General features: G+C 60.6%; 3 protein-coding genes and 1 tRNA gene. 2 read left to right on the top strand and 2 right to left on the bottom strand.

Features of this window, described 5'->3' with window-relative positions:
- Together EN932_RS34065 and EN932_RS34060 are read right to left on the bottom strand one after the other, a co-directional pair.
- Positions 1–833: UDP-N-acetylglucosamine 1-carboxyvinyltransferase (locus EN932_RS34065; protein ID WP_128369436.1), on the bottom strand; the 833-nt coding region annotated here is incomplete at its 3' end.
- Positions 834–963: 130 nt separating this feature from the next.
- Positions 964–1158, bottom strand: coding sequence for a hypothetical protein (locus EN932_RS34060; protein WP_013530202.1), 195 nt, complete (start codon positions 1156–1158; stop codon positions 964–966).
- A gap of 160 nt (positions 1159–1318) precedes the next feature.
- Here EN932_RS34060 and EN932_RS34055 point away from each other — a divergent pair.
- Positions 1319–1393: transfer RNA gene (locus tag EN932_RS34055), tRNA-Thr, on the top strand.
- Between the two features lie 320 nt (positions 1394–1713).
- Positions 1714–2411: YcbK family protein (locus EN932_RS34050; protein WP_128369435.1), on the top strand; the 698-nt coding region annotated here is incomplete at its 3' end.

Raw genomic sequence — 2411 nt, 5'->3', positions numbered from 1 at the left:
ATCACGTCCAGTGCGGTCTGCAGCAGGTCCGCACGCGCGCCTTCGAGCACGACGTCGCCGCCGGTCATGGCGACGGCCATCGCATAGGTGCCGGTCTCGATGCGGTCGGGAATGACGCGCACGCGCGCACCGGAGAGCGATTCGACGCCGTCGATGGCAATGGTTGGCGTGCCGGCGCCGGAAATCTTCGCGCCCATGGCGTTGAGGCACTCGGCCAGATTGACGATCTCGGGCTCGCAGGCGGCATTTTCCAGCACCGTCTCGCCCTTGGCGAGTGCCGCGGCCATCATCAGCACATGGGTGGCGCCGACCGAGACCTTCGGGAAGATATAGCGGTTGCCGACAAGGCGGCCATTCCGGGTCTTGGCGATGACATAGCCGGTGTCGACGTCGATATCAGCGCCCAGCGCCTGGAGGCCCTCGAGGAACAGATCGACCGGCCGCGTGCCGATGGCGCAACCGCCCGGCAGCGACACTTTTGCTTCGCCCATGCGGGCCAGCAGCGGGCCGATCACCCAGAACGAGGCGCGCATCTTCGACACCAGCTCGTAGGGCGCTGTGGTGTCGACGATGTTGCGGGCGGAGAAGTTGATGGTGCGCGAATAGCCCTCATTCTGCTTCTCGCGGCGGCCATTGACCGAATAATCGACGCCGTGATTGCCCAGGATGCGGATCAGCTGCTCAACATCGGCCAGATGCGGCACGTTTTCCAGCGTCAGTGTGTCGTCGGTCAAAAGCGAGGCGATCATCAAAGGCAGCGCCGCGTTTTTCGCGCCCGAGATCGGAATGCTTCCGGAGAGCTTGTTGCCCCCGACAATTCTGATGCGATCCATGGAAGAACGTCCCTCTCGGCCAAAAAAGGGCCGGTTCAATCGTTTGAGTAGCGGCCCGTCTAGACCATTGGCCAATCTGGTTCAAGAAATAGGATTTCGCCCACCCCAGGCCAAGAGTGACCTATTTGAGTTAATCTTTTTGTATTTTCTTCGATGCAGCGAGCCCGTCCGGGCGCAGGTCGGCCTCGCCGGTCCGCCGCGAGCGCGACTGCGCCTTGCGCTTCTGCAGATTGGCGCGCAATTGCTCGGCGAGCCGATCCTTGCGGATTGTTGCGCTGCTTTTCGGTGGACCATCCTTTTTCACTGGAATTGTCTTGTCGTCCATCGCCCCATCCCGCCGGCGACCCACCAGCTTGCTGTTCAGGGATAGCCAACATTGTGGCACTGCCATGTCATTAAAAGCCATCCGGCAAAGCCTTTCACAGAAGCGTTGCACTTGGCCTTGCGCTTGCCGGTTCGATATGGCAGAAGCCCCGCCATCAGCGGCTGCGGTAGCTCAGTGGTAGAGCACTCCCTTGGTAAGGGAGAGGTCGAGAGTTCAATCCTCTCTCGCAGCACCAGTTTCCAACATCCCTGTTGCCGCACGATCGTCCTCTGCATTTGCGAGGGCGAGGCGGGTACATGGGATGGCGCGGCCCTCGTGCCGGCAGACCCGATCAGCGGTTCATTGCTTCAGAAAATGGCTGCCACAGGCAAATCCAGCCGAAGCGCATTCCGGCAAGACACGATTCATTAACCAAGATGCTATTCATCGACATGACGTATTGTGGCATGGATGCCCGTCTTCGCCGGTCAGATCCATGCTTGTCAGGAAGAGGGCCGAAAGGCTCCTGATCTGGGCGGAAATCTAAATCGCCCGAAACAAAAGAACGTGCAAGGCATGAACGTGAGCGAAAACGTGCAAAACGCCCCCGGTGCTTCCCGTCTTTGGACCCTGCCTGCCATCATCGCAGCGTTCCTTTGCCTGTGCGCTACCGGCGCGTTCGCGGAGACGCGTGCTTTGAGGATTCAACATCTCCATACGGGAGAGAAGGCTGAAATCGTCTTCAAGCGCAATGGGCGCTATGATCCGGCGGGATTGAAGAAGATCAATCTCATGCTGCGCGACTGGCGTCGCAACGAACCGACGAAGATGGATCCGCGCCTGCTCGATCTTGTCTGGCAGGCCTATCGCGCCAGCGGCTCGACAGCCTATATCCATGTGGTCAGCGCCTATCGTTCGCCGGCGACGAACGCCATGCTGCGCAGCCGCTCGAAGGGCGTGGCCCGGGAGAGCCAACACATGGTTGGCCGCGCGATGGATTTCTTCCTGCCGGATGTGCCGCTGAAGAAGCTGCGCGACATCGGCCTCAAAATGCAGGGCGGCGGCGTGGGTTATTACCCCACCTCCGGTTCGCCTTTCATACACATGGATGTCGGCAATGTGCGGCATTGGCCTGGCATCAGCCGCCAGGAACTCGCCAGGGTATTTCCGAACGGCAACACACTGCATGTGCCGAGCGACGGCAAACCGCTGCCCGGCTATGAGCAGGCGTTTGCCGCCTACAAATCGCGCAAGGGCGCCGGCACGCCCAACAT

The sequence above is a fragment of the Mesorhizobium sp. M7A.F.Ca.US.002.01.1.1 genome (assembly GCF_004022955.1).
Taxonomy (GTDB): domain Bacteria; phylum Pseudomonadota; class Alphaproteobacteria; order Rhizobiales; family Rhizobiaceae; genus Mesorhizobium; species Mesorhizobium ciceri.
The sequence above is the reverse complement of the archived record's forward strand: the minus strand, read 5'-3'. Positions and strand labels throughout refer to the sequence as shown.

Bases quoted from the DNA above. Each gene is read 5' to 3' on its own strand.
- EN932_RS34060 (WP_013530202.1), bottom strand. From the start codon at position 1,158: ATGGACGACAAGACAATTCCAGTGAAAAAGGATGGTCCACCGAAAAGC.